Consider the following 26,369-nt stretch of genomic DNA (forward strand, 5'->3'; position numbering starts at 1 on the left):
GGGGGGGGGGTTTGGGGGGTCGGCCTTCCCTTGCTGGGGGTGGGGGTGGGAACTTTTTGTTCCCCCCCCCCCCCACTGCGTGCCCGCGCCACGACCTGCCGGACCCACCACATGCCCGCTCCACTACCCTCACGGGTGTGAGCAGCCTCCCCGTCGACCCCGTGACCGCCGCCCCGACCCCGCTGGCGGCCGTCCGCTCCGGGGTGCCGGAGCACGGTGCGCCGCCCAAGTACTTCCAGGTCAAGCAGAAGATCGACGCGGTCCTCGACGACCTGGGCCCCGGCGCCACCCTCCCCACCGAGCGCGAGTTCGCCGAGCGGTTCGGCGTCTCCCGGATGACGGTCCGCCAGGCCATCCGCGAGCTGCGCCTGGAAGGCCGGGTCCAACGCAGCGGCCGCTCCACGGTGGCCGGGCTGCCGAAACTCGTCCAGCCCCTCACCCTCGCCAGCTACACCGAGGGCGTCCGCCTGCAGGGCCGCCGCCCCGGCCGCGAACTCGTCGTCTTCGAACAGCTCGCCGCCGACCCCGCCCTGGCCGCCGGTCTGCGGATCGAGACGGGCGCCCCGGTCTTCCACCTGGAACGCCTGCTGCTCGCCGACGACGAGCGGGTCGGCCTGGAGAGCACCTACCTGTCGGCGGCCCGCTTCCCGGCGCTGACCGACGAGTTCGACCCGACCACCTCGCTCTACGCGTACCTGCGCGGCAGCGGCGTCACCCTCGCGGACGCGGACGAACGCATCGAGACCGTCCTCGCCTCCCCGCGCGAGGTGCAACTGATCGGCACCAGCCCCGCCCTGCCGATGCTGCTCCTCAACCGGGTCACCCGCGACCGCCAGGGGCAACCGGTGGAGTGCGTGCGCTCGCTCTACCGGGGGGACCGGTTCAGCTTCACGGCGCACCTGACAGGGGGCGAGGGGTGACCGCGGACGTCGTCGAGCTGCTGGAAGCCGCCTCGCTGCTGGTCCCCGCCGAGCTCGCCACCGGGAACGACCTCACGGTCGACGACGTGTGGGAGCACCTCGCCCACGACGAGTGGGAGGTGGCCCTCGGCGTCCTGGAGGGCCTCGGCGACATCCGGCGGCCCGCCCTCGACGCCGGCTTCTGGGAAGCGCTCGCCGCGGCCGCCGAGCAGCTGCACCTGGAGCGGAGCGCGGCGTGGTGCCACTGGCGTTGCTCCGAGGCCCGCCACGGGGTCATCCGGGCCGACCTCACGCTCGCGCCGGCAAGCGAGAGCCGTCGGCAGACCGCCTTCTCCGGGGCCGGCGTCCTGCGACCCATGTGGGACATCGGACACCGCTCCCCGACCGGCGTCCCGGCGCTCGACATCGCCTGGCTGTGGGTCGAGTCGACCCCCTTCCTGGGCCCCGGCGAGCGCTCCTCCGTACGCCTCGCCCCTCTCGACCCCGCACAGTGGCGGCACCTCGAGCCCGGCCAGGTGATCACCATGCACGAGGGCCGGGACGCCGGCGGCACGGCGGTCGTGCTGGAGCTGCGGCCGCCCGTGCCCCCGCCCGGCACAAGCGCCTGACGCCCTGCGCCCAGCGCCTTGCGGCCGCCCGGACACCCGTCGACAATGACGGTCGGGGCGGAGGGGGATGACAAGTGGGCGATCAGCAACGCTTCCAGGCACCGTTCCGGTTACGCCGGACGGGCTGGCGAATCCTGATCATCTTCTCGGCCGCCCTGATCGGTGCCATCACCTTCATCGACGCCACCGCACCCGACGGCCGCGATCCGGCATGGCTCGCGATCTGCGCCATCCTCGTGCCCGCAGCCTGCCTCAACTGCGCCACCTTCGTGGGCCCGCTCTGCGGCAGCACCACGATGAACGCCACAGGCCTCACCACGCGCACCCTCCTGAGGACACGCGCGGTCACCTGGCGCGAGGTGACGAGCCTCACGACCTCCCGCGACGGCAACCTCCACCTCTACCGCACCCAGGCCCACCTGCACAACGGACGAGCCCTCACCCTCCCCGGCCTGGTCACCGACAACGCCCACGACCCGACCCTGCGGGCCCACCTCACCACCCTGCGCACCACCTGGGCAGCCGCCCAGCCCGGCACCTCGACGGACCAGCCCGGCTGACACCCGGCCCTACGCCCCGTGATTTCGCGCCCACCCGTGACAGGCGTTCACATCTCTTGCCCTGCCCCAGCCCCGAGTCCCCATAACCACACCCATGGCCACCGAGGTCTGGAGACACCTGCCCGCGGCGTACCGGGACTGCCCGCCCGGCCCCCAGACCGGGGCGGGCACTGACCCCTCGCCAGCCCAGCCCCCGCGGGTGCGGGGAGCAGTCCGGGACATGTGGGACTGCCCGAGGGTTCCTGAGTTGGGAATGCATCGTTCCGATGTGCTCACCGACCGGCCCCACCTCAGCCTGGTTGCCCAGACCAGCTCCCGTGCGAGAGCGGCCTCCCCATCAGGAAATTCAGTCGGTGTGGCAGGGCCGAGCGGGCAGGACGGCGGGGTGGCTGATCCTCCGGTTCCTCTCCGACGAGCAGATCGACTTCGACGTCGACCTGCGGGAGCTCCAGGGCCAGGGCCGGCTGGACGTCCTGTGCGGGTTCCTGAGCGCGATCGGGCGCCGGCTGGGCAAATCGGTGCCGCTCTTCCCTGAAGGCGGCGGCACGCAACCGCTGCTCGGGTTCGACACCACCGCCGGCAAGGTGAGGGTGATGTGGTCGGCACCGGACGAGTGCGGCGGAGCCATCCCACCGAAGTCAGCCGCCCATCTGCGTTGAGGAGCATCATGCCCGAGCAGTTCGTGCTGGTCTGTGACGAGATCCCCCAGGACATCGTGCTCCTCGACGTGGGCCCGCGACCTCTGGGTGTGCCTACCGACCGGTCTCCCCACCTTCAGGAGGGCCTGGCCGGCTCGTCGTGTGCTCGGTCGCCGGCGATCACGTCGGTCTGGGCTTCGACGAGGCTGCCCGCGCCGATCGCGAAGTGCATGCCGTGCCACCACTGCTCCATGATCAGCGCGGACATCGGCTCGCTGAACGGGCGCTCGAAGTCCGCCTCGTGCCCTGCCCGCATGAGCTGGGCGAAGTGCCGGCAGTAGGCGCGGTCCATGTGGGTCAGGAACGCCGTGGGTGAGATCCTCCCTTCCCGCAGCAGCCATGGGAGGACGAACTCGTACTCGACCACGCCCATGGGCAGGACGCCCCGTCCGACGGCGTCGCAGATCACGCTGTGCAGGCGGACCGTGCCAGTGTGCCGGACGCCGTCGATCCCGACATCGAAGGGCAGTTCCCGGCGCGGGACGCAGACCCGCGGACTGTCGGCCGGCGTGATCGGGGTCAGGTCCTCGGTGTAGCAGTCGGCGAGTTGGCCGCAGGCGTACAGGTCCCGCTGCTGCGCGGCGTGGGACAGGTCGGCCGCGAGGGCGTAGTAGCGCCACGCGTCGTGCCGGTGGTTGCCCAGCAGCCACGGTCCGACGGCCAGGACGGCCGTGCACGCCGCGTAGCGCTCGGGGCGGATGCCGCCGGTCGGTGTCCAGTGCGTGTTGAACATCCACACGGTGCGCTCGTAGGCGGCCAGCAGGTCGGCCATGACGACCGATCCGCGGGTGAGCGCGAGCACCGACTGTCCGCACTCCTGGAAGCGCAGGTCTGGGCCGATGTCGGACCAGTCGGCCACCAGGCCGGTCAGCATCATGTCGTCACGGCCGGCGTGGTTGGGCAGGAACGACAGGTGGTAGGTGAAGTAGCCGCTGTCCGCTGCCTTCATGTCGCGCCAGGTGTCCCGGTCGCGGTAGACCCACGCGGCCAGACCGCTCGTCGCCGCCGTGTGGGCCTCGGCCTCGTCGCGCCGTTTGACGTCGAAGAAGGCGAGGTCGGCTTCCACATGGGCCCGTCGCGCCACCAGGTCGGCAGGGAGATCCGGCATGTCCCACAGTGCGAGGATCTCGTGCGTCAGGCTCTTGCCGCCCGTCCGGGCATAAGCGGTGTCGATGTTGTATTCGAGGTAGAAGCCGTAGATCAGCATGACGACGTAGTCCTGACGCCAGTCCTCGTAGGTGTCCGGCATCAGGCCGCCGCCCCAGGCTCCGGCCGCGAAGTTCGGATACGCCCCCACCCCCTGGAACCCGAACTCGTCCATGAACGCGGCCCAGTCCGGTGAAGGGCAGGTCGCCAGGTGCGACTTGGTGGACCGGCCCGCGTTCTCCCCCAGTCGGGCGCGAGCGAGCAGCGCCCCCACCGGGTCCGCACCGGCGGTGAGCGGGACCAGCCCGACCTGGCCCGAGGGGGTGAAGCCGAAGCCCTTGCCGCGGACTTCACGGATCTGTGCGAGCAGGTCCCGCCCGTGTCCGACCATCTCGGCGCACTCCATCATCCAGGGTGTGAACCGCTCTCCCCATGCGGTGGGGTCGCTCCTCATGGCTGCCAAGGTCTTCTCCGGGTCGTACACCCAGCCGCCAGGACGATGCGATCCCGGGTCGTCGGCCAGTCGATGGCGCACCGCCTCGACATGAGCCGCCAGGGGGGAGCCGGCCGCACGCCTGCGCGTCCACAGCACATCCAGGGCCGGCGGCGGGCCGGGCTCGGCGGCCGCCGGCTGGAACAGCCGCGCAGCGGAAGTACCCAGCCCCGTCGGCCCGGTACTGAAGCCCGACAGCGGCGGGTTCTCGGGCCGGGTCCCGGCATGGACGCGCTCGGCCAGCGGCGCAAGGACACTTGACGCACACGTCTGCGGCGCGGGCACGATCGTGGCGGCGAGGTGGTGGGCAGCCGTCATCCGACTCGACTGCACATGGGGCTGCGCCTGCAGCCGCGGGGCGGTCTGAACGCTCATCAGGCGAATCTCTCCTTCGGCAAGGGGAGGGCCGGTGCGCACAGAGGCGCTGGGCGAAGAAATGATCGGGACGTGGCGAAAGGCAGGACGTGCGCCTTTGGGCGATCCGTCCTGCCGCCGGGAACCGTAGCGGCCACTTTCCCGCACCCACCCGTGACGTCGGCCCGGGTTACCCCGAAGTGGTGATCTTTCCCGACCGGGGCTTGTCGGTCCGCAGCGTTCAGCCGATGATGTGGCGCTCCAGTGACAACGGCGGAACCGGACCCAGCGCCCCTGGGGGCCATGGAGCACCCAGACGGTCGGCCATGCGCGTGACCCCGGCAGGATCGGCGCCGGCTCCCCGCCATGCCGGCGTAGCCAGGTTCCGGGCGGCCGTTGCGTGGACAGCGGAGCCACCCCACCCATAACCCCGCTCTATGCATCCATCAGTGATCACCCAGTACCACGCCCCGATCACCGCACCCACGATGGACCTGTGAAACCGCACCTCATGGGTCGCCCACCAGCCGAGCCGGCCCCGACCGACCACCGCCACCGCCCTCACCCCCGCTGGGGCGACCTCGCCGCTCGCCTGCCTGGGCTCGCTCTGGCACTTGGGGTGGCCGGGGTGGCGACGGTCATCGGGGGCTGGGTGCCGCTCGTCGGGGGGCCGGTGAGTGGCATTCTGCTCGGGATCCTGATCGCGACCCTGGTCAGGCCCGGGGCGCGATTCACGCCGGGGATCGGCACGGCGAGCAAGTTCGTGCTCCAGTTGTCGGTCGTGTTGCTCGGTGCGCAGCTGTCGCTCGCGCAGATCGTCCGGGTCGGGGTGGGGTCGCTGCCGGTCATGGTGGGCTCGCTGGCGGCCTGTCTGACGGCCGCGTACCTGATCGGGCGGCGGTTGGGGATCGGGGCGAACCTGCGGACGCTGGTCGGGGTGGGCACCGGGATCTGCGGGGCCTCCGCGATCGCCGCCGTGACGCCGGTGATCGGGGCCGCCGGGGCCGAGGTGGCCTACGCGATCTCGACGATCTTCCTCTTCAACATCGCCGCCGTCCTGACGTTCCCGGCGCTGGGGCACCTGCTGGGTCTCAGTCAGCACGCCTTCGGGCTGTTCGCCGGTACGGCGGTGAACGACATGTCGTCCGTGGTCGCGGCCGCCACCACCTACGGGTCCGCCGCGACCGACTACGCCGTGGTGGTCAAGCTGACCCGGACGCTGTTGATCATCCCGATCTGCTTCGGGCTCGCTGCACTGGCGGCACGCCGGGACAGCGCGAGGGAGGGAGCCAGGGAGGGAGTCAGCGAAGGAACCACCGGCGGCACGCGGGTCGGGCTGCGCCGACTGGTGCCCTGGTTCCTGGTCGGCTTCCTGCTGCTCGCCGCCACCAACACCGCCGGCCTGATCCCGGCCGGCAGCCATCACGCGCTCAGCAAGCTCTCCATCTTCCTGATCACCACCGCGCTCACCGCGATCGGGCTCTCCACCGACCTGGCCGGGCTGCGCCGGGCGGGCCCGCGACCGCTGCTGTTGGGGGGCTGCCTCTGGGTGGTCGTCTCGGTGACCAGCCTCGCGCTCCAGGCGGTGTTCCGGCTCGCCTGAACGGTCGCCCTGTCCACCACGTCACCCCACCCGTCGGGCCTCGGTCGCCGCCAGCATGCCCGCCGTCAGCAGCCAGGCCGCGACGGCGATCCAGAGCAGGACCCGGCCCACCGGGGTGAGCCAGGAAACGTGTGCGGCGGTGGCCGTGGAGAGGGTGGCCACGGCGGTCATGCCGAGCGGGAAGACGGTGGCCCAGCGGCGGATGTTGTAGTGCCGGCGGGGGCGGCGGACCTCGGCCGCCAGCAGCACCACGTACCAGGCCAGGTCGAGGGCCAACAGGACCAGGGTGGCGATCCGCAGCACCGGGTGGACGGGGTGCCAGTGCGGCCACTGGGTGAGCCTGGAGGCGGCGAGGGCGGAGATGCCGAGCGCGCCGGCGGCGATCCACTGGTCGCCGGCGCCGCGTTCCACCTGACGGAGGTCGAAGCGGAGCAGCGCCGCGACGTAGAGGGCCAGGCCGAGGCTGAAGGCGGCCAGCGCGGGCCAGACCAGCCAGTCACCCTGGTGCGCCAGCGCCAGCGTGCCGGCCAGCACGGCGAGGCCCTGGGTGGCGACGCAGACCAGGAAGGACGCCCCGGGCAGGTGGTGCTGCCAGTGCCGCAGCACGGTGAGCAGGATGCCGGGCCAGACCACGGTGGCGACGGCGAGCAGCGCGGCGGCCGTGGTCTGCCATCCGGCGGCGGAGAGCCGGGTGCCGAGGACGGCGGTGGCGGCGACGGCCGTCAGGGCGGGGGCGGTACCGAGGTCGGCCACCCAGCGGCGGCGGTCACGCAGGAACTCGACGGCGAACGCCAGGGCGAGCAGGATCCAGCCGGCCATGGCCAGGACGAGCAGGACCGTGGACGGCACCGGCCACCCGACCAGGCGCAGACCGACGGAGACGATACCGGTGGCCATCACCGCCGAGCCCGCCGCCGGGGGCAGGCGCGCCCACCAGCCCGACGAGGCGGGGCGGTCCTTGGTGGCGGCCGCGGCCGACTGGGTCATGGGCACCATGAGATCGCGCGGTCCGGGCACCCGCCTCCCGGATCCACCTGCGCTGCTCCGCTCGGCGGGCAACCCGGACGGCGCGGGAGCAGAAGGCCCCGCACCCCCAGTCAGGTGGAGTTCCCCCGCCCGCGGTGCGGCGCGGCGGCCCCCACCCCGCCGGGCGGCTTTGATGGCGAGTCAGGCGAGACAGGCGAACCGGACAGGACCGGCAGCCTCAAGCAGAGTCGGGCAACAGTCGTCGTGGTCGGGAGGCCAGGTGCAACACCCCCGCGACCCGGGTACGCAGCCCACCGACCCCGGCGCCCTCCTCCTGCACACCGCCCGCTTCCTGCGCCCCGGCACCCCGTCCGCCGACCTGCACCGGGTCGAGGTGGCCGGCGGCCGGGAGGGGGACGTCTTCTACCGGGACCGGTGGAGCCACGACCGGATCGTGCACTCGACGCACGGGGTGAACTGCACCGGGTCGTGCCGCTGGAAGGTGTACGTCAAGGACGGGATCATCACCTGGGAGACCCAGGCCACCGACTACCCCTCGGTGGGGCCGGACCGCCCGGAGTACGAGCCGCGCGGCTGCCCGCGCGGGGCGGCGTTCTCCTGGTACACGTACTCGCCGACCCGGGTGCGCTACCCGTACGTGCGTGGGGTGCTGCTGGAGCTGTTCCGCGAGGCGAAGGCGCGGGTGGGCGGCGACCCGGTGCTGGCCTGGGCGGACCTGCAGGGGGATCCCGAGCGCCGGCGCCGCTACCAGCGGGCCCGGGGCAAGGGCGGGCTGGTCCGGGCGAGCTGGGACGAGGCGGTGGAGATCGTCGCGGCCGCGCAGGTGCACACGATCAAGGTCTGGGGGCCGGACCGGATCGCCGGGTTCTCGCCGATTCCGGCGATGTCGCAGGTGTCGCACGCGGTCGGGGCCCGGTACCACGCGCTGATCGGTGCGCCGATGCTGTCGTTCTACGACTGGTACGCGGACCTGCCGGTCGCCTCGCCGCAGGTCTTCGGCGACCAGACGGACGTGCCGGAGTCAGGTGACTGGTGGGACGCGGCGTACCTGGTGATGTGGGGCTCGAACGTCCCCGTCACCCGGACCCCGGACGCGCACTGGATGGCCGAGGCCCGTTACCGGGGGCAGAAGGTCGTGGTGGTGGCGCCGGACTACGCGGACAGCGCGAAGTTCGCCGACGAGTGGCTGCACCCGCACCCCGGGACGGACGCCGCGCTGGCGATCGGGATGGGGCACGTGGTGCTCCGGGAGTTCTTCGTCGACCGCCAGGTGCCGTTCTTCACCGACTACGTGCGCCGCTTCACCGACCTGCCGTTCCTGGTCACGCTGCGCCCCCAGAACGGCGCCTTCGTGGCCGACAAGTTCCTGCGTGCGGCGGATCTGGGCAACACCGGCCCGGACGACCACGGCGACGCCGACACCGACCCCGCCCAGTGGCAGACCGTCCTCCTCGACGCCGCCACCGGCGACCCGGTGGTCCCGAACGGCTCGCTCGGCTTCCGCTGGCCGGACGCCGGCGCCGGCCGCTGGAACCTGGACCTGGCCGGCGTCGAACCCGTGCTCACCCTGCACGGCCGCCCGGGCGCCGAGGGCGTCCCCGTGCTGCTCCCCCGCTTCGACACCGAGGGCGGCGAGCACGGTCAGGGCCGCGGCGAGGTGCTGCGCCGCGGCGTGCCCGCCACCCGGCTCGCGCCGGACGGCCCGCTGGTCACCACCGTCTTCGACCTGCTGCTGGCCCAGTACGGGGTGGGCCGCCCGGGCCTGCCGGGCAGCTGGCCGACGGGGTACCAGGACGCGACGCAGCCCGGCACCCCGGCCTGGCAGCAGGCGCACACCTCCGTGCCGGCCGCGGCCTGTGCCCGGATCGCCCGGGAGTTCGCGGCCACGGCGGAGAAGTCGAACGGCCGCTGCATGATCCTGATGGGCGCGGGCACCAACCACTGGTTCCACTCGGAGACCATCTACCGGGCCTTCCTGGCGCTGCTCCAGCTGACGGGCTGCCAGGGCCGCAACGGCGGCGGCTGGGCGCACTACGTGGGGCAGGAGAAGTGCCGCCCGTTCACCGGCTGGGCCACCCTGGCCGGGGCGCTGGACTGGGCCCGCCCGCCCCGGCAGATGATCGGCACCGGCTGGTTCTTCCTGCACACCGACCAGTGGCGCTACGACCACTTCCGGGCGGACGTGCTGGCCTCGCCGTTGGGCCGGGGCGCGTTCGCGGGGATGTCGGGGGCGGACTGCCTGGCGCAGGCCACCCGCGCGGGCTGGATGCCGTCCTACCCGACCTTCGACCGCAACCCGCTCGACCTGGGCGAGGCCAGGGGCTCGGGCGCGGGCAACACCGGAACAGACCCCACCGACCCCGTCGCCGCCGCCGTCGCCGAGCTCAAAGCGGGCACGCTGCGCTTCGCCGGCGAGGACCCGGACGCCGAGCGGAACTGGCCCCGGGTGCTGACCCTGTGGCGCGCCAACCTGCTCGGCTCCTCCGGCAAGGGCGCCGAGTACTTCACCCGGCACGTGCTCGGCACCCACAGCAACCTGAACGCCACCGAGGCCCCCGAGCACCTGCGCCCGCGCGACGTGGCCTGGCACGAGGCGGCCCCGGAGGGCAAGCTCGACCTGCTGCTGTCGCTGGACTTCCGGATGACCTCCTCCACGCTGCTCTCCGACGTCACCCTGCCGGCCGCCACCTGGTACGAGAAGCACGACCTGTCCAGCACCGACATGCACCCCTTCGTGCACGCCTTCACCCCGGCGATCGACCCGCCCTGGCAGGCCCGCACCGACTTCGACGCGTTCCACGCCATCGCCCGCCGGTTCAGCGAGCTGGCCGCCGACCACCTCGGGGTGCGCCACGACCTGGTGGCCACCGCGCTGCAGCACGACACCCCCGGCGAGCTGGCCCAGCCCGGCGGCCACGCGCCGGACTGGCGCACCGGCCGCTGCGAGCCCGTGCCGGGCCGGACCATGCCGACGCTCACCGTGGTGGAGCGCGACTACCCCGCCACCGCCGCGAAGCTGGCCGCGCTCGGGCCGCTCGCCGAGCAGCTGGGGCTGCCGGTCAAGGGCGTGGTGCTGCACCCGGACCAGGAGGTCGCGGCGCTGGCGGCCGGCAACGGGACGGCCCGCGGCGGCCCGGCCGAGGGGCGGCCGCTGCTGGACACCGCCGTCAAGGCGGCCGACGCGATCCTGGCGCTGTCCGGCACCACCAACGGGCGCCTGGCGGTGCAGGGCTTCCGCACCCTGGAGCGGCGCACCGGGCAGCCGATGGCGCAGCTCGCCGCCGAGCACGAGGGCCGGCGGGTCGCCTACCGGGACACCCAGGCCGCCCCGGTGCCGGTGATCACCTCCCCGGAGTGGTCGGGCAGCGAGTCGGGCGGCCGCCGCTACACCGCCTTCACCCTCAACACCGAGCACCTCAAGCCCTGGCACACCCTGACCGGCCGCCAGCACTTCTTCCTGGACCACGACTGGATCCACGAGCTGGGCGAGGCACTGCCGGTGTACCGGCCGCCGCTGGACCTGCACCGGCTCTTCGGCGAGCCGCGGCTCGGCCCCACCGGGCAGCGCGAGGTGACGGTGCGCTTCCTCACCCCGCACAACAAGTGGTCCATCCACTCCGAGTACCAGGACAACTGGTTCATGCTCTCGCTCTCCCGCGGCGGGCAGCTGATCTGGCTGAGCGACCGGGACGCGGCGCTGATCGGGGTCCGGGACAACGACTGGATCGAGGCCGAGAACCGCAACGGGGTGGTGGTCGCCCGGGCGGTGGTCTCGCACCGGATGCCGGCCGGCACCGTCTACCTGCACCATGCCCAGGAGCGCACCGTCAACGTGCCGCGGACCGAGCGGACCGGGCGGCGCGGCGGCATCCACAACTCGCTGACCCGGGTGCTGCTGAAGCCCAGCCACCTGATCGGCGGCTACGCCCAACTGGCCTGGGGTTTCAACTACCTGGGCCCGACCGGCAACCAGCGCGACGAGATCACCGTGATCCGCCGCCGCGGCCAGGAGGTGGAGTTCTAGTCATGCCCCGTCGCGAACCGACCGTCGGACGCGTCATGGCGCAGCTCGCGATGGTGATGAACCTCGACAAGTGCATCGGCTGCCACACCTGTTCGGTGACCTGCAAGCAGACCTGGACCAACCGCTCCGGGACGGAGTACGTCTGGTTCAACAACGTCGAGACCCGGCCGGGCCAGGGCTACCCGCGGCGCTGGCAGGACCAGCAGCGCTGGCGCGGCGGCTGGCGGCTGACCCGGCGCGGGCGGCTGACGCTCGCCTCCGGCGGCCGGCTGCGGCGGCTGGCGGAGATCTTCGCCAACCCGGTGCAGCCGGAGATCGGCGACTACTACGAGCCGTGGACCTACGACTACCGGAACCTGACCGAGGCCCCGCTCGGCGACGACTACCCGGTGGCCACCCCGCGCTCGCTGCTCTCCGGCGAGCCGATGGAGATCACCTGGAGCGCCAACTGGGACGACGACCTGGGCGGGCTGCCGGAGCACGGCGAGGCCGATCCGGTGGTCGCCAAGGTGCGTCGACGGGCCGCGGAGAAGGTGCGGTTCGCCTTCGAGGAGAGCTTCATGTTCTACCTCCCGCGGATCTGCGAACACTGCCTCAATCCGGCCTGCGTGGCCGCCTGCCCGTCCGGCGCGCTCTACAAGCGGGCCGAGGACGGCATCGTGCTGGTCGACCAGGACCGCTGCCGCGGCTGGCGGCAGTGCGTCACCGCCTGCCCGTACAAGAAGATCTACTTCAACCACCGCACCGGCAAGGCCGAGAAGTGCACCTTCTGCTACCCGCGGACCGAGGTCGGGCTGCCGACCGTCTGCTCGGAGACCTGCGTCGGTCGGCTGCGCTACCTCGGCGTGTTGCTCTACGACGCGGACCGGGTCGCCGCGGCGGCCGCGACGCCGGACGAGAAGCAGCTCCACCAGGCCCAGTTGGACCTCTTCCTGGACCCCGAGGACCCGGCGGTGCGGGCCGCGGCCGAGCGGGACGGGGTCTCCCGGGAGTGGATCGAGGCCGCCCGCCGCTCCCCGGTGCACGCGCTGATCAGCCGGCACCGGGTGGCGCTGCCGCTGCACCCGGAGTTCCGCACCCTGCCGATGGTCTGGTACGTCCCGCCGCTCTCCCCGGTCGTCGAGGCGCTCACCGAGACCGGCTTCGACGGCGAGGACGCCGGCAACCTGTTCGGCGCCATCGACGCGCTGCGCATCCCGGTGGAGTACCTGGCCGAGCTGTTCACCGCCGGGGACGACGTGCCGGTGCGGGCCGCGCTGGAGAAGCTGGCCGCGATGCGCGCGCACATGCGGGCCGTCAACCTCGGCGAGTCGCCGGATCCGGAGGTGGCCGCCGCGGTGGGGATGACCGGGGCGGAGATCGAGGAGCTGTACCGTCTGCTGGCCATCGCCAAGTACGAGGAGCGCTACGTGATCCCGACCGCCGCGCTGGCCGACGCCCGGCGGCTGGAGGAGTCGGCGGTGCCGGCGGAGTGCAGCGTCGGCCACCTCGACGGCCAGGATCCCGGTGGACAGGATCCCGGCGGCTCCGGACCGTTCGGGGAGAACTCGGGTCGCCGGAACCTGCCGCTGGTCACTCTGGAGTCCTTCCACGCGCTGCGCCGGCGCCAGCGGGCCGACCACGAGGAGAAGCCGTGACGAACCGGATCCCCTTCGCCACCGCCGTGCTGCACCAGGCGGCCGCGCGCTGCCTGGCCTACCCCGACCAGGACCTGTACGCCGACCTGGAGCTGCTGCGCACCGCGCTCGGCCACAGCAGTGCGCTGGCTCCCTTCCTCGACCACCTCGCGGTGACACCACCGGAGCAGCTGGCCGCCCACTACGTCCAGGTCTTCGACTTCACCACCAAGCACAGCCTGTACCTGAGCTGGTGGACCGACGGCGACACCCGCCGGCGCGGAGCCGCCCTGCTCGCGGTCAAACGGGCCTACCGCGAGCGCGGGTTCGAGCCCACCGACGAGGAGCTGCCGGACTTCCTGCCCACCGTCCTCGAGTTCTGCGCCGCCACCCGCGAGGACACCCTGCTGCGCGAGCACCGGGCCGGTCTGGAGCTGCTGCGCCTGGCCCTCACCGAGGCCGGCACCCCCTACGCCGGACCGGTGGCCGCCGTCTGCGCGACGCTGCCCGGGCCGCGCCCCGCCGACCGGGCGCAGGCGCTCGCGCTGGCCCGCTCCGGCCCGCCGCGCGAAGAGGTGGGTCTGGGCCCGGAGCTGCCGCCCTACGGGCACCTCGCCCAGCTGCCCGTGCTCTCCGTCCAGCCCGGGGGCCACTGACCGATGGACACCTTCCTCTGGGGCGCGCTGCCCTACCTCGCCTTCCTCTCCCTGGTCTCGGGGCTGATCTGGCGGCACCGCTACGACAAGTTCGGCTGGACCACCCGCTCCAGCGAGGTGTACGGGCGGCGGATCCTCGCCTGGGCCTCGCCCGCCTTCCACTACGGCATCCTCTTCGTGCTGGCCGGCCACCTGCTCGGCCTCTTCGTCCCGGCGGGCTGGACCGACGCCCTCGGCGTCGACGAGCACGTCTACCACCTGATGTCGCTGGTCGGCGGCACCGTGGCCGGGGTGCTGGCGGTGCTCGGGCTGGCGACGCTGCTGTACCGGCGGCGGCGCAACCTGCCGGTGCTGAGGGCCACCACCGCCAACGACAAGGCGATGTACCTGCTGCTCTTCGGCGAGATCTGCGTCGGCCTGTACACCAAGCTGACCAACTCCAGCCTGCACAGCGGCTACGACTACCGCAGCACCATCGCCCCCTGGGCGCGCAGCCTCTTCGCCCTGCACCCGCGGACCGGGCTGTGGGCCACCGTGCCGACCAGCTACCAGGTGCACGCGGTGATCGGGATGCTGGTGATCGCGATCGTGCCGTTCACCCGCCTGGTGCACATGTTCAGCGCGCCGTGGTTCTACCTGTTCCGCCCCTACCTGGTCTACCGCAGCCGCCCCACCGACCGACTCGCCGAGCGCCCACCCCGCCCGGGTTGGGAGCGGATCGACACCTGACGAGGGCCGGCCTGCTCATACGGCGAACACCTGCGCGTCGTCGGCGAAGGCCTTGAACTCCAGGGCGTTGCCCGCCGGGTCGAGCAGGAACATCGTCCACTGCTCCCCCACCTCGCCCTCGAAGCGCAGCTGGGGCTCGAGCACGAAGGTGGTGCCGGCGGCCGTGAGGCGGTCGGCGAGGTGGTGGAAGTCGGCGACGGTGAGGAGCAGTCCGAAGTGCGGCACCGGGACCTGGTGGCCGTCGACCGGGTTGTGGCCCTGCGAACCGCCGCCCGGGGCCAGGTGGGTGACCAGCTGGTGGCCGTGCAGGTTCCAGTCCACCCAGGTGTCGGCGGTGCGTCCCTGGGCCAGGCCCAGCACCTCGCCGTAGAACCGGCGGGCGGCCGCCAGGTCGTCGACCGGCAGGGCCAGGTGGAAGCGCGGCAGGGGCGAGGAGGACTGGGTCATGGCGGTGGACTTCCTGTTCGGTCGGGACGCCGGTGGCGACAGCCGGGCGGCGCGGGCGGGTCACCGGAGATCGTGCACCGTCCCGGCCCGGCGGAAACCCGGGTGCGGCGGCTCGAACGGTTCTGGGATCATGCCTGGATGACCCCACGTCTCGAATCCCTGGTCATCCGGCACACCCTCCGCCTGCCCCTCCCCGCCGGGCCCGGCACCGGACCCGCCGGCCCCGCCGCCGGACAAGGCGCGGTCGCCGCGCGGCAGTTCGACGCCGCGCTGCTGTCGGTGGGGTTCAAGCTCTCGGCGGAGCTGCTGGAGCGGCTGTCGCAGCTGACCCAGGAGACGGTCGTCCCCCTCGCCGCCCGCACGCTCGCCACCGTCCGCGAACTGGTGGGCGACCACGTCGAGCACAACGCCTACTTCATCGACTTCCCGGCCAACGTGCCCGACACCTTCGACTTCTGGACCCAGTGCATCACCGAGGCGCTCACGCACGACGCCGCCACCCGCGACCGGACGCTCACCCAGCTCAGCACCGGCGTGGTCGACCTGCTGACCCTCCCCAGCTACGGCAACCCCCAGCACAGCTACGCCGAGCTGCTCGCCGCCCACCACGAACTGATCGCCGCCACCGGCGACCGCCTGACCGTGCTGCACCGCGGCGGCACCCTGGACGAGGAGGTCGCCGCCCTGTACCTGGCCCTGGCCTGCAGCAGCACGCCGCTCGGCGAGGAGGGCCTGCGCGACCTGGCCGTGCTCGCCGGCGCCTGCGTCGACGCCCCGCAGCCGGCCGCGATCCCGATCCGGGAGAACCGCGCCGTGGTCAACCGGGCCCGGCTGGACGCCGGCGCCGACCTGCTGCTGGACACGGTCACCGATGTGCTCCGGCTGGCCTGCGCGCTGTCGGACGGCGATGTCACCCTGGCGACGCCGACCCGGCTCCGGGCGCTCTCCCGTCCGGTCCGCCGCGCCCTGCTGGCCGGGCTCGACGCGGTCGTCTCGGCGGCCCCGGCCAAGCTCGCCGACGTCGGTGCCCACCGTGAGGCGTTCAAACGGCTCGGCGAGCGCCTGCACCCGCACGAGTACCCGCGCTGGCCGCACGCCGCCCAGGTGTTCGCGGTCGCCCGGGGCGAGCAGCAGGCCCGGTCGCTGGCCGGCCGGGTCGAGGAGCTGCTCGAGGCGAAGGACGTCACCGGCGCGGCGCGGCTGCTGACGACCGCCCCGGGGCGGCTGTTCCGCTCGCTGGACCGGCTGCTGCGCGCCGCCACCACCGAGCAGGAGCGCGACGCCGTGCTGGCCGCCGCCGCGCAGGTGGCGCCGCAGGTGAGCGGCCGGGTGCTGCTGTCGGTCCGGGAGCACCTGCAGAACCGTACCGGTCAGGCGACCAGCCGCCGGTTCTTCGTCAACCGGGCCGGCGGCGCCTGGGTCACCGCCGACTCCCGCGCGCCGCTGCCGTCGGCCGGGCGCCGGCAGCTGCTCGACGCGCTGGACGAGGAGCTGCGCCGCCGCCTGCCGGAGTCGGGGCAGTTGCTGATCGACCCCGCCCTGCTCGACGTCGCGCTCCCGCTCAGCGGCCGGGCGACGGCGGCCGGGCTCGGCGTGCTGCCGCGCGGCTCGCGCTCCCCGGTCGACGGCGACCTGCTGCGGTTCTTCGTGTGGTGGAAGGAGAGCCGGCACACTACCGACTTCGACCTGTCCGCCCTGCTGCTCGACGCCAAGTACCGGACCGTCTGCTGGCTGTCGTACACCGAGCTCACCCAGGCCGAGGGCGAGCACTCCGGGGACGTCACCCAGGCGCCCGAGGGTGCCGCGGAGTTCATCAACCTGCGGCTGGGGGCGGTGCGCGGCAGCTTCATCGTCCCGCAGGTGCACATCTACTCGGGCGAGGGCTTCGAGCAGGTCGAGGAGTCGTTCTTCGGCTTCATGCTGCGCGAGAGCGAGCAGCTGGGCCGCCCGTTCGAGGCGCGCACCGTGCGGATGAAGTCGGAGCTGCGCGGCCCGGGCCGGGTGGCGCTCCCGCTGGCCTTCCAGCGCGACCAGGACGGCAGCTGGCACGCCAAGTGGCTGCACCTGTACCTCAAGGGCCGCCCGCAGGCCAACCGGGTCGAGGAGAACCGGGTGTCGGTCGCCACCCTGCTGCGCGGCATCGTCGAACGCGAGCACCTGACGGTCCGCTACCTCACCGAGCTGCTGGCCGACCGCGTCACCAGCACGCTCTGGGACGGCCGAACGGTGCCGGACGGCCCCGTCACCTTCATCGGCCTGGAGCGCCCGGAGGGCCTGCACCCGGACTCCCGGGTCGTCACCCCGGAGAATCTCCGCGACCTGATCCCCGCCTGACTGCTAGGCTCGGCTCCGGCGAGGCCATGGAGGGACTTCCTTCTCATCCCTTTCACTGAGACTAGTCCTTCCGCTCTCCTCGCCCTCGACCTGACGCCGGGGTGCCGTTCGCGGCACCCCGGCGGCTCGTTTCCGGCGCGACGGCTCCAACACGACGGCTCAGGCGGCACTGCCGCCGGCCGCCCGGATGTGGTCTGATCATCATGTCGATGGACCGCCAATCGGAGCCGCTGCCATGCCCATCACCGCCACCCGACTGACCGTCGGTCCGCACACCTTCGACGCGCTGGCCGCCGGGCCCGCCGACGGTGAACTCGTCCTGCTGCTGCACGGGTTCCCCGAGTTCGCGGACTGCTGGACCGCCGAGCTCGCGGCGCTGGCGGCCGCCGGCTACCGCGCCGTCGCGGTGGACCAGCGCGGCTACTCCCCCGACGCCCGCCCCGGGGCCGTCGCCGACTACGCCGTCGACCTGCTGGTCGCGGACGCCCTCGGCTTCGCCGACGTGCTGGGCGCGACACACTTCCACCTGGTCGCCCACGACTGGGGCGGCCTGGTCGCCTGGGCCCTGGCCGCCGCCCACCCGGAGCGGCTGCACAGCCTCACCGTGCTCGCCACGCCGCACCCCGAGGCCCTGCACCAGGCCCTGAACAGCGGCGGCGACCAGCGCGAACGCTCGCAGTACGTGGAGGTGTTCCGCCGGCCGGGCCAGGTCGCCGAGCGGGCGCTGCTGGGCGCCGGCGCGGCCAAGCTACGCGCCCTCTACCAGGGCGCGTTGGGCGCGGAGCTGGTCGAGTCCAACGTCCGCCGGCTGACCGAGCCGGGCGCGCTGACCGCCGCCCTGAACTGGTACCGGGCGGTGGCCGAGGGGCTGCGGGTGCCGGCCGGCGAGGTCAGCGTGCGCACCCTGTTCGTCTGGGGCACCGAGGACCGCGCACTGGGCCGCGAGGCCGCCGAGCTGACGGCCCGGCAGGTCAGTGCGCCGTACCGCTTCGTGGCCCTGGAGGGCGCCGGCCACTGGCTGCCCGAGGCCGACGCCGAGCGGGTGGTACCGCTGCTGCTGGACCACCTGGCGGGGTGACGGGCGCACCTGGCAGGGTGACGGGCCGGGTGGACCGCGGCGTGCCGGCCGGAGCGCCGCGGTCCGCCGCCGGGTCACGGCAGGAACGCCACCTCGGGGAAGGCCCGGGACGGCCCATCGAGCAGCTGCCCGCCGCGGTGACGCAGCTGCCGGTCGAAGAAGGCGAGCGGGTAGGCCTGCTGGATCCGCACCGCGCGGGCCGGATCGAGGGTGCCGATCCAGTCCTGCAACTGCTGGGCGGTCATCCCGACCACCGGCGCCAGTTGTGGGACCAGCACCTGGTCGTCGCCGTAGGAGGAGTGGACCGCGCCCGCGGCCTGGATGTTGAGCCGCCAGCCCCGCAGGTGCGTCCAGAACTCGGCGGCGTCGGGATCAGCGTCCCGGCCGAAGACGGCGGTCATCATCATGAACGGCTTGTCGAGATCAGTGGTGATCGTCGGCTGCATCGGGCCGTCGAAGCTCAGCCCGGCCCGCACCCGCGGGTCCTCGATGGTGGTCAGGGCGGCCGCCGTGCCGCCCTTCGACCAGCCGAACACCCCGATCCGCTGCGGGTCGACGGCGCCCGCCAGGCCGGTCGGCAGCGCGCGGTGGTCGGCGTCGGGGTTGTGCCCGGCGGCGAGCTGATCGACGCAGTCGAGGACGAACCGGAGGTCGTCGGCGCACTGGGCCGGCCCCATCGGGTACCTGCGGTCGAAGACGGGCGCGAGGATCCGGCCGTCGGGGAACTGGACGAAGGTGTCGTAGGTGTGACCGACCGTCACCACCACGTACCCGTGGCTGGCGAGCTCCTGGACCACGACGGTGGTGTCCCCGCGGTGCGAGTGCGCGCCGTGCGAGTAGACGACGACGGGCAGGCGCCGGCCGGTGCGCCGGACCGGCGCCCCCTGGTGGCCGTCCGTCAGCGGCGCAGCCACGGCGTCGGCCGGGAAGCCCGCCGACGCCAGCAGTTGCTGGAGCACCCCGGCCTCCAGCCAGGGCGCCCGCGGGTACCCGGCGACGTCCCGGGCGGGGTACCAGACGCTCACCATCAGCTCGCGGAAGTGGCCCGGGCCGGCCAGGGGGTCCGGCCGTGCCGGGTCGACGAGGTGCAGCGGCACCACGCCCACCGGGTGCGGCCCGGTGGGCCGCGGCAGGGTGAGCTGCGCCGCGCCCGACGCGCTCGACGCACCCGCCGCGCTCGGCGCACCCGGCGTGCCCACCGCACCGGCAGCACCGGACGCCGCCCACGCGGAGCCGGCGACGGTGAGCGGCGCGGCGACGCCGGCGGCCAGCGCGGTGCCGAGCAGGCGACGGCGCGTCAGGTGCTCTCGGCTGGTGAACGGCGTGGGTGTCACGGACCCTCCCTGGGTCTGCTGGGCAGCACCGGGCCACGATGCGTGGCCTCCGGTACTGGCGGCGGTCGGCGCGGCAGCGGTGGGCAACCTGCCGGCGAACCATCAGGCCTGACGGTCCGTCGGATCCACTGCCGCGCTCGTGATCACTACGCTGTCACGCGGGAGACCCGGACACATCCGCCCGCCGGCTGATCGCCCGCCGGGCCGTCGGCCCGCGGGCTTACATCCCCGGGCTGACGACCCGACGGCCCGGCCGCGCCGCTCACCCCTGCGGCTGCACCTGCGGTTCGGCCGCCGCGCAGTACTCGGGAGTCCCCTTTTCCCGCAGGTCAGCCCTGGAAGCCGTGCTCGGCGAGGATCTTGTCGATCCGGGCGCGGTGGGCCGCCGCCCAGTCGTCCAGGGACTGGGCGTCCTCCTTGGCGCGCTTGGTCCGGGCGTCGGCCAGCACCTGCTGCTGCCGGTCGGCCGGGACCACCACCACGCCCTCCTCGTCGGCCACCACCAGGTCGCCGGCGTGCACCAGCACACCACCGCAGCGCACCGGAGCGCCGAACGGGGTGACGGCCTTCTTGTCCCCGGGGATCGGGATGATCCCGCGGGCGTACACCGGGAAGCCCATCGCCCGCACCTCCCCGAGGTCGCGGATCACGCCGTCGAGGACGAAGGCGGCGATGCCGCGGCGCTGGGCGACGGCGCAGACGTTGCCGCCGGCGAGTGCGTAGTCGAGGTCGCCGGACTGGACGACGATGACCGAGCCGGGCTCGGCCCGGTGGATGGCGGCGTGCAGCATCAGGTTGTCGCCGGGCGGGCACTGCACGGTGAAGGCCGGCCCTGCGACGAGCGGCACGGGCGTCCAGAGCGAGCGGATGCCGAGATCCATCACCTGCTCCCGGCCCAGGAAGTCGGCGAGTGCGGTGGTGGGGACGGCGGAGTTCTCGGTCACGGCGTTCTCCTTCGTGGCAACGGCGTTGTGCATGACAGTACGGCCCTGTCCATCCTCCATCGTGGCAAATGCGGGCCTCGCTACCGTGGGTTGATCGTTCGTCATGACGAGGGACCGGCACCCCACACCTCAGAGAACAGGGAGATCCGGTGATGCTCGACGTTCAACCGCTCGACCCGGCCACCGCCCCCGAGCCCGTGCTGGCCGGCTACCACGCGCTGCGCGCGGCCGTCGTCGCGGCGGACCGGCCCGAGGACCCGCCGCTGACCTGCCAGGACACCATCGGCCGGCTGCGCACCCCGGCCACCGAGGACGGGACGTGCCGGGTCTGGACCGGCCACCTGGACGGACGCCTGGCCGGCGCGGTCCGGATCGCCCTGCCCCCGGTGCCGAACCACGGGATCGTCAAGGTCGAGATCCACGTGCACCCCGGGCTGCGGCGGCGCGGGTTCGGCACCGAGCTGCTCCGGGCGGCGCTGCCCGTCCTGCGGGACTCCGGGCGCGCGACGGTGTTCGGCCTCCCGGTGACGCCCGGCTCCGCCGGCGCCCGCTGGGCGGCGCAGCTCGGGTTCGCGGTGACCCACCGCACCGTCACCCAGGCCCTGTCGGTGGCGACCACCTCCCCGCAGCTCTGGGACGTGCCCGTGCCGACCGGCTACCGGCTGGCGCACTGGACCGGACGCACCCCCGAACTGTTCGTCGACTCCTACGCGGTGGCCCGCCAGGCCGCGCAGGACGCGCCGCACGGCCGGGCGAGCCTGCGGGCGACGGCCGACTGGACTCCCAGCCGGATCCGGGCGAGGGAGCGCGAGGCGGCGGCGGCCGGCATCGAGCAGCGCGTGGTCATCGCGGTCGAGAACGCCACCCACCGGGTCGCCGGCGTGCACGTCGTCCAGCAGGACGGGTTCCGCCCCGAACTCGCTCTGGTCGAGGAGACCGCCGTGTCGGCCGCGCACCGCGGACGCGGGCTGCGCCCGGCGATGACGGCCGCCATGCTGCGCTGGATCACCGACGAGCGCCCGGAGCTGGCCCGCCTCCTCGCCACCACCGCCGCGTCCGACACCGGCCTGCTCGCCCTCCACCAGGCCCTCGGGTACCGCACCACCCGGGAGACGGACTGGGTGGAGACCGCGACGGCGAACCTGGTCGAGCAGCTGGCCGTCCCGGCCGGCGTCCACTGAACGGCGCACGGGACCGGGCGCGGCGGCCGGTCAGCGGCGCAGCCGCGGCACCAGGCTCAGGACGGTGCGCAGCACCGAGTCGATGCCGTCCTGCCCGGGCTCGCTGTCGGTCTGGCTGAGCAGCCGGGTGACCAGCGCGATGGCCGGGGGGCTGGTCATGATCCGGTGGCTGAGCAGCGGCCGGTACCCGACCCGGCTGAACACCTGGGCGGCCACGGCGTTGCCGAGCCGGTAGTAGCGCCCCCAGCGGCGGGCGAGCTCGGCGGGGTAACGGTGCAGCGCCTGTTCGCGGCGCGGCCCGGGCGGCCGGGTGAGGGCGAGCGCGACGGCGTCGGCCGCGACCTCGGCGGCCTCCATAGCCTGGGCGATGCCCTCGCCGCTCCACGGGCTGATCATGCCCGCGCTGTCGCCGAGCAGCAGCAGGCCGTTGCGGTACTCGGGGCGGCGGTTCAGGCCCATCGGCAGGGCGGCGCTGCGCGGCGCCCCGTCGGCGTGCTGCTCGTCCAGGTCCCAGTCGGCCGGCAGCTGCTCGACCCACTGCTGCAGGGTGGCGCGCAGGTCGGTGGAGCCGTGCCGGCGGTGCGGCAGGCCGCCGAGGCCCACGTTCACCCGGCCGTCGGCGAGCGGGAAGACCCAGCCGTAGCCGGGCAGGTCGTGCCCGGTGCCGGCGCACCGCACGTCGGCCCAGAGCTGCAGGTACTCGTCGTCGGCGAAGGCCTGGCTGCGGTAGTAGCGGCGGACCGCGGTGGCGAGCGGGCGGCGCCGGTCGCGCGGCCAGCCGGTGGCGAGGGCGGTGCGGGCCGAGGCGCCGTCGGCGGCGATCACCAGGGGTGCCCGGTACTCGGTGGTGCTGCCGTCCGCGGTCACGGCGCTGACGCCGGTGAGCCGGCCGGCGGCGTCGGCCAGCGGGGCGGTGACCTTGGTGCCGGTGTGCAGCCGGGCGCCGGCGGCCCGGGCGTGCTGGGCGAGCAGCTGGTCGAAGTCGTGGCGGGTCCGGGTCAGGCCGAAGTCGGGGCAGTCGCCGAGCGCGGGCCAGTCGACGTCGACCCGGCGGCCCGCGCAGTGCAGGCGCATGCCGCGGGAGCGCCGCCAGCCGGGGGCGTTCACGTCGATGCCCAGCCGCAGCAGTTGGCGCACGCCGCGCGGGGTCAGCCCGTCGCCGCAGACCTTGTCCCGGGGGAAGTCGTCCTTCTCCAGCAGGAGGACGTCGACGCCGGCCCGGGCCAGGTGCCCGGCGGCGGCCGAGCCGGCCGGGCCGGCTCCGATCACGACGACCTGGGCGTCCGCTCGATCGACCATCCCGTCTCCTTCCGATCGACGGCCGCGGGCCGCCCCGGCAGTGGTGTGCTCCCCCTCTACCCCGTGCGGGCCGAACGACTCCCGCTCGTTCGCCCCCACTGGTCGGGCAGCGCCAGTTCGGCCACCGCGGCGCGCAGCCAGGCGGGCCAGCCGAGCAGGTCCCACCAGGGGACCTGCGGGTCCGCGTCCCGCGGGGGTTCGCCGAGCAGTGCGACGGCCTGGTCCAGTTGCGCGTCCCCGGTGAAGAGCACGGCCAGCGCGGCGAGTTCACCGGCGAGCGCGGCGGCCGCCCGGCCGGGCGCCGCGCCGCTGCTGCGCAGGTGGGCCGCGCAGGCCTGCCGGACCAGCAGCTCGGGCAGGTGGGTCGTGTGGTACTCCTCGAGCGGCCCCCGGCGCAGCAGTTCGCGGTGGTGTCCGAGCAGGCACCGCAGGCCGGGGAAGCGTTCGCGCAGTTCCCAGGCGGTGAACGGGAGTCGGTCGGGCCCGGGGACCGGCCCGGGCCACGGGGCCCGGTCCGTGCCGGGCGGCGGGGGCAGCATCGTGGGGTGGTGGCGGAGCAGCTCGGCGAGCCGGTCGGCGGTCCGGGCCGGGGCCGCCGGCGAGCCCGGTGCGGCGGCGCGGCGGCGCACCGCCCAGGCCAGGTCGGCCAGTTGGAGCCGGGTGGCGTCCGGGGTCGGGTCCTGGTGGGAGCGCCGGATGTGCTGCCGGTCCGGGGCGTGAGCGGCGAGCAGGTGGTGGGCCTGTCCGTGCCGGCCTGCGGTCGGGTCCACCGGTGGCGTGGGCTCGACCGGTCGGGTGGTTCCGCTGGACGGCAGTGTCGCCGAGGCCAGTTGGCGCAGCCGGTACTGCGCCTGCACCAGCACCGCGGGCCAGCCCAGCGAGGGTGACTCGGTGGTCCAGTGCCGCCAGTCGACCAGTGCCCACCGGTCCAGCAGCACCAGCTCGGTCAGCTCGCCCACCAGGTCCGCCACGGCGACCCGCTGCCCGTCAGGGCCGTCGATCCCGGCGCGGCCGTCGACCGCCTCGGAGCCGAACTTCGCGGCCAGGGCGGCCTCGGTGGCATAGACCTCGTCGACGGTGGCGGCCGGTTCGAGGTCCAGGTTGAGCGGCTCGTCCAGGGCCAACGCCCAGACCTGGCACAGGTCGTACGCCTCGGCGTAGCGGGTGCGCACCGTCCAGTGATGCAGGACGCGGCCGTCGGCCCCGCAGTCGGCGATCAACAGCTCCAGTTGCGCCGCGAGCGACTCGGCCGGCCGACCGAAGAGACCGGTCAGGCAGCGGTGCACGGCCTCGCGCGGGGAGCGGTCGGCCGCCGCGTCCGGCGCGGTGTCCTGGCGCGTCGCCGCGGCCAGCTGCACCCGGAACCTCCCCAACACGGCGGGCGGCACGGCCAGCCCGGTGCCGGCCAGGAACCCGACGAGCGTGTCCAGCGGCTCCTGCCGGCGCGCGGCGGCCCGGGCCCGCGGGTCGGCGAGCAGCTCCAACTCCCGTTGCAGCAGCTCGTCCTGCTCGGGCGTCCCGGCCACGCCGAGCGCTGCGAGGAACCCGGAACGCCCTCCGGTGCCGCCCTCGTCCACTGCTCTCCCCTCCGCCGTGCTCCGGTCCCGTGGCCCGCGTACGGCCGGGACGGCCGGACGCACTCAGTGCGTGAAGAGGGTACTGGTGAGGACCACGTTGACCGTGGTGCCGCCGAGGATGCTCAGCAGGGCGTCCCGGCGCCACAGGTGCAGCCCGACGGTGGTGGCCAGGGCCGCGAGCGGGGCGGCCACCCGCAGTTCGGTCAGCGGCAGGTCGCGCAGGCAGTAGGCGAGCAGGATCACCATCACCCCGGCCGGCATCCGGCTGCTCAGGTAGCGGACGGTGGCACTGGCCCGCAGCGGGCGCAGCACCGCGAAGGGCAGGGCGCGCAGGGCCCAGGTGACGGCGGCGGAGACGGCGACGGCGGCGAGCAGGTAGGGCGTGTCAGGCATGGCGGGTCCTCGTGCGGGTGGTGCGGCGCCGGACCAGCAGCGCGGCGGTGAACAGCAGGAAGGCGGCGGGCAGCAGTTGGCCGGGGAACAGCACCCGGGCGGCCAGCGCGCTGAGCCCGGCGAGCACTGGGGTGAGCAGGTCGCCGCGGCGGCTGCGGACCGCGTCCAGGGCCAGCACGGTGAACAGGGCGGTCAGCGCGAAGTCGAGCCCCCGCACACCGGCGGGGATCAGCGCGCCGAGCAGGGCACCGACGGTGGCACCGCCGACCCAGTACAGCTGCAGGAACAGCTGGAGCCAGAGGATGCGCCGGCCGGACCAGCAGCGGGCCCGGTCGGCGGTGGTCAGGGCGTAGATCTCGTCGGTCAGCGCGAAGGTGCTGTAGGCCTTCGCCGGCGCCCCGGCCACCCGGTCGAGGGGGAAGGAGAGGGCGTAGAAGACGTGTCGGAGATTGACCAGGAAGGCGGTGAGCGCGATGGTCAGCAGCGGCACGGCGGCGGTGACCAGGCCGACCAGCAGGAACTCCAGGGACCCGGCGTAGACCAGACTGGTGAAGGCCGCGGCCCACCACCAGGCCAGCCCGGCGTGGGTGACCAGGACGCCGAAGGCCAGCCCGAGCGGCACCAGGCCCAGCCCCACCGAGGCGGAGTCCTTGAGCGCGGCCCGCGCGGTGGCCGGCCGGGGGTGGGCCGGGACCGCTGGTGCGGCGACGGGCCGGGGCTGCTCGGCGAGCACGGGCGAAGGTATTTCCATGGGGAAATGTTAGGACCGATCCGCCGTAATATGGTTGCCAATAGTGACCAGGATCGGGCGCCCGGAGAAATGAAATGCATATCGATCGCATCGACCGTGAAATTTTGTTTCACCTGAGCCAGGACGGCCGGCTGACCAACGTCGAACTGGCCAGGCGCGTCGGCCTGACCCCACCGCCGTGCCTGCGCCGGGTCAAGCGCCTGGAGGAGGCCGGCGCCATCGCGGGCTACCGCGCCGTGATCGACGCCGCCGCCCTGGGCCGCGGCCTCGAGGTCCTACTGGATGTGGAGGTCGGCGCCACCGACCGCAGGACGGTCGAGGACTTCGAGGACACCGTGGCCTCCTACCCGGAGGTGATCGAGTTCCGCCGGATGTTCGGCCGGCCCGACTACTTCATCCGCATCGCCGTCGCCGACCACGCCGCCTACGAGGCCTTCCTCACCCTCAAGCTGACCGGCCTGCCCGGCGTGCTGCGCACCGAGTCACGGTTGACCATGAAGAAGATCAAGTCCGGCCCGTGACACCGCCCTGGGGAGCTCCGTGCCCTCCCAGCGAGCCCCCCCCCGCCCCCCCCCACACCCCCCCCCCCCCCGTGTCATTTCCCCCCCCCGCTCCCCCCACCCCCCCACTTCCCCCC

22 protein-coding genes are annotated in these 26,369 nt (G+C 73.8%); 13 read left to right on the forward strand and 9 right to left on the reverse strand.

Annotated features, from left to right (window positions below; all coding sequences use genetic code 11):
* Positions 1 to 137 precede the first annotated feature (137 nt).
* From ACQRUO_RS12065 to ACQRUO_RS12080, 4 genes are all read left to right on the forward strand, one after another.
* Positions 138 to 920, forward strand: coding sequence for a GntR family transcriptional regulator (locus ACQRUO_RS12065; protein WP_428315819.1), 783 nt, complete (start codon positions 138 to 140; stop codon positions 918 to 920).
* Positions 917 to 1,528 carry a hypothetical protein gene (locus ACQRUO_RS12070; RefSeq protein ID WP_428315820.1) on the forward strand — a complete coding sequence of 204 codons (612 nt, stop codon included), beginning with the start codon at positions 917 to 919 and terminating at the stop codon, positions 1,526 to 1,528. Before ACQRUO_RS12065 ends, ACQRUO_RS12070 begins: the two co-directional genes overlap by 4 nt.
* 74 nt (positions 1,529 to 1,602) lie before the next feature.
* On the forward strand, positions 1,603 to 2,088 hold the full coding sequence (locus ACQRUO_RS12075; protein ID WP_428315821.1) for a PH domain-containing protein: 486 nt from the start codon (positions 1,603 to 1,605) through the stop codon (positions 2,086 to 2,088).
* A 353-nt stretch (positions 2,089 to 2,441) separates the two neighbouring features.
* A complete protein-coding gene (locus tag ACQRUO_RS12080) occupies positions 2,442 to 2,747 on the forward strand; it encodes a hypothetical protein (RefSeq protein ID WP_428315822.1) in 306 nt (101 codons plus the stop codon).
* 115 nt (positions 2,748 to 2,862) lie between these two features.
* Here ACQRUO_RS12080 and ACQRUO_RS12085 read toward each other — a convergent pair whose 3' ends face one another.
* Positions 2,863 to 4,842 (reverse strand): hypothetical protein, encoded by a 1,980-nt coding sequence (locus tag ACQRUO_RS12085; protein WP_428315823.1) that lies wholly within the window; start codon positions 4,840 to 4,842, stop codon positions 2,863 to 2,865.
* A gap of 589 nt (positions 4,843 to 5,431) precedes the next feature.
* On the opposite strand from ACQRUO_RS12085, the gene ACQRUO_RS12090 reads away from it, so the two are divergent.
* Positions 5,432 to 6,382, forward strand: a complete 951-nt coding sequence (locus tag ACQRUO_RS12090) for a YeiH family protein (RefSeq protein ID WP_428315840.1) — start codon at positions 5,432 to 5,434, stop codon at positions 6,380 to 6,382.
* Between the two features lie 21 nt (positions 6,383 to 6,403).
* Here ACQRUO_RS12090 and ACQRUO_RS12095 read toward each other — a convergent pair whose 3' ends face one another.
* Entirely contained in the window at positions 6,404 to 7,369 is a 966-nt protein-coding gene (locus tag ACQRUO_RS12095) for a tellurite resistance/C4-dicarboxylate transporter family protein (protein WP_428315824.1), read from the reverse strand.
* A gap of 259 nt (positions 7,370 to 7,628) precedes the next feature.
* Here ACQRUO_RS12095 and ACQRUO_RS12100 point away from each other — a divergent pair, with 259 nt between their 5' ends.
* Genes ACQRUO_RS12100 through narI form a run of 4 tightly spaced genes read left to right on the forward strand, consistent with a single transcriptional unit; the run spans position 7,629 to position 14,394 of the window.
* Positions 7,629 to 11,393, forward strand: coding sequence for a nitrate reductase subunit alpha (locus ACQRUO_RS12100; protein ID WP_428315825.1), 3,765 nt, complete (start codon positions 7,629 to 7,631; stop codon positions 11,391 to 11,393).
* Positions 11,394 to 11,395: 2 nt separating this feature from the next.
* A complete protein-coding gene (gene narH, locus ACQRUO_RS12105; protein WP_428315826.1) occupies positions 11,396 to 13,030 on the forward strand; it encodes a nitrate reductase subunit beta in 1,635 nt (544 codons plus the stop codon).
* Positions 13,027 to 13,665: a nitrate reductase molybdenum cofactor assembly chaperone gene (narJ, locus tag ACQRUO_RS12110; RefSeq protein WP_428315827.1), complete on the forward strand. Its 639-nt coding sequence runs from the start codon at positions 13,027 to 13,029 to the stop codon at positions 13,663 to 13,665. The genes narH and narJ overlap by 4 nt, the downstream gene beginning before the upstream one ends.
* A gap of 3 nt (positions 13,666 to 13,668) precedes the next feature.
* Positions 13,669 to 14,394, forward strand: coding sequence for a respiratory nitrate reductase subunit gamma (narI, locus tag ACQRUO_RS12115; protein WP_428315828.1), 726 nt, complete (start codon positions 13,669 to 13,671; stop codon positions 14,392 to 14,394).
* Between the two features lie 15 nt (positions 14,395 to 14,409).
* Here narI and ACQRUO_RS12120 read toward each other — a convergent pair whose 3' ends face one another.
* Positions 14,410 to 14,841, reverse strand: coding sequence for a VOC family protein (locus ACQRUO_RS12120; RefSeq protein WP_428315829.1), 432 nt, complete (start codon positions 14,839 to 14,841; stop codon positions 14,410 to 14,412).
* A 138-nt stretch (positions 14,842 to 14,979) separates the two neighbouring features.
* Here ACQRUO_RS12120 and ACQRUO_RS12125 point away from each other — a divergent pair, with 138 nt between their 5' ends.
* Both ACQRUO_RS12125 and ACQRUO_RS12130 read left to right on the forward strand, forming a co-directional pair.
* Complete coding sequence (locus ACQRUO_RS12125; protein WP_428315830.1) at positions 14,980 to 17,175, forward strand: hypothetical protein; 2,196 nt, start codon at positions 14,980 to 14,982, stop codon at positions 17,173 to 17,175.
* A 235-nt stretch (positions 17,176 to 17,410) separates the two neighbouring features.
* Positions 17,411 to 18,253 (forward strand): alpha/beta fold hydrolase, encoded by an 843-nt coding sequence (locus ACQRUO_RS12130; RefSeq protein WP_428315831.1) that lies wholly within the window; start codon positions 17,411 to 17,413, stop codon positions 18,251 to 18,253.
* Positions 18,254 to 18,327: 74 nt separating this feature from the next.
* On the opposite strand, the gene ACQRUO_RS12135 is transcribed toward ACQRUO_RS12130, so the two are convergent.
* Entirely contained in the window at positions 18,328 to 19,587 is a 1,260-nt protein-coding gene (locus ACQRUO_RS12135; RefSeq protein WP_428315832.1) for an alpha/beta hydrolase family protein, read from the reverse strand.
* 329 nt (positions 19,588 to 19,916) lie between these two features.
* Positions 19,917 to 20,531 (reverse strand): RraA family protein, encoded by a 615-nt coding sequence (locus ACQRUO_RS12140; protein WP_428315833.1) that lies wholly within the window; start codon positions 20,529 to 20,531, stop codon positions 19,917 to 19,919.
* Between the two features lie 152 nt (positions 20,532 to 20,683).
* On the opposite strand from ACQRUO_RS12140, the gene ACQRUO_RS12145 reads away from it, so the two are divergent.
* A complete protein-coding gene (locus ACQRUO_RS12145; protein ID WP_428315834.1) occupies positions 20,684 to 21,712 on the forward strand; it encodes a GNAT family N-acetyltransferase in 1,029 nt (342 codons plus the stop codon).
* 30 nt (positions 21,713 to 21,742) lie between these two features.
* On the opposite strand, the gene ACQRUO_RS12150 is transcribed toward ACQRUO_RS12145, so the two are convergent.
* The 4 genes from ACQRUO_RS12150 to ACQRUO_RS12165 all read right to left on the reverse strand — a co-directional run bounded on the left by ACQRUO_RS12150 (position 21,743) and on the right by ACQRUO_RS12165 (position 25,618).
* Entirely contained in the window at positions 21,743 to 23,011 is a 1,269-nt protein-coding gene (locus ACQRUO_RS12150) for a geranylgeranyl reductase family protein (RefSeq protein WP_428315835.1), read from the reverse strand.
* A gap of 56 nt (positions 23,012 to 23,067) precedes the next feature.
* A complete protein-coding gene (locus tag ACQRUO_RS12155; RefSeq protein ID WP_428315836.1) occupies positions 23,068 to 24,588 on the reverse strand; it encodes a hypothetical protein in 1,521 nt (506 codons plus the stop codon).
* 63 nt (positions 24,589 to 24,651) lie between these two features.
* Positions 24,652 to 24,981 (reverse strand): branched-chain amino acid transporter permease, encoded by a 330-nt coding sequence (locus ACQRUO_RS12160; protein WP_428315837.1) that lies wholly within the window; start codon positions 24,979 to 24,981, stop codon positions 24,652 to 24,654.
* Positions 24,974 to 25,618, reverse strand: a complete 645-nt coding sequence (locus tag ACQRUO_RS12165; protein WP_428315841.1) for an AzlC family ABC transporter permease — start codon at positions 25,616 to 25,618, stop codon at positions 24,974 to 24,976. Before ACQRUO_RS12165 ends, ACQRUO_RS12160 begins: the two co-directional genes overlap by 8 nt.
* A 188-nt stretch (positions 25,619 to 25,806) precedes the next feature.
* Between ACQRUO_RS12165 and ACQRUO_RS12170 the strand changes: the two genes are divergently transcribed.
* Positions 25,807 to 26,253, forward strand: coding sequence for an Lrp/AsnC family transcriptional regulator (locus tag ACQRUO_RS12170; protein ID WP_428315838.1), 447 nt, complete (start codon positions 25,807 to 25,809; stop codon positions 26,251 to 26,253).
* Positions 26,254 to 26,369 lie beyond the last annotated feature (116 nt).

Origin of the sequence: Kitasatospora sp. LaBMicrA B282 (assembly GCF_050325825.1) — a bacterium.
Classification (GTDB): Bacteria; Actinomycetota; Actinomycetes; order Streptomycetales; family Streptomycetaceae; genus Kitasatospora.